General features: G+C 70.5%; 2 pseudogenes. Both read left to right on the top strand.

The features are described 5' to 3' along the window. Positions 1–255 (top strand): annotated as a pseudogene (locus tag C5E06_RS19455) (hypothetical protein); the annotation flags it as partial. Further along, a pseudogene (locus tag C5E06_RS18870) lies at positions 252–583 on the top strand (hypothetical protein); the annotation flags it as partial. The pseudogenes C5E06_RS19455 and C5E06_RS18870, both read left to right, overlap by 4 nt.

Raw genomic sequence — 583 nt, 5'->3', positions numbered from 1 at the left:
ACCGTCGCGGACAACGCGGTCATCGCGTCCGCGCTCGCCCGGCACGCGGCCCTCGCCGGCAGCGTCAGCCCCGACAACGTCACCGTCTCGGTCTCGCACCGCCGCGCCGACGTCCACCTCGTGCCCGCATCCGGGGTGCCCGTCGACGCCGCCTCCATCGAAGCCGCCGTCACCCGGCAGCTCGAGCAGTACGAGCTCACCCCACGGGTCACCGCCAAGGTCCGCGTCGCAGAGAACGGGAAGGTCGGCGCATGAACAGCACGAACCGCGGCCTGAACCGGCTCCTCATCGTCGCCACAGGTCTGCTCCTGCTCATCGTCGGAGCAGCTGCGGCGCTCGGTGCCTGGCTGCCCGGGGCGAAGGACACCTGGACGCCGATCTCCGAAACCGTGAACACGCAGGTCGGCAGCTGGCTCCAGCAGACGCCCTTCCCCGGCACGGGCTTCAGCTGGCTGATGATCGCCGTCGTCGCCGTCCTCGTGGTGGGCATCATCCTGCTCCTCGCCTTCAGCCTTCGACAGGGGCAGGGGCGGACGGGAACACTCATCCACGACCGCAGCTCGGACACGGGACGCACCGTCGT

Origin of the sequence: Pseudoclavibacter sp. RFBI5 (assembly GCF_002931395.1) — a bacterium.
Classification (GTDB): Bacteria; Actinomycetota; Actinomycetes; order Actinomycetales; family Microbacteriaceae; genus Pseudoclavibacter.
The sequence above is the reverse complement of the archived record's forward strand: the minus strand, read 5'-3'. Positions and strand labels throughout refer to the sequence as shown.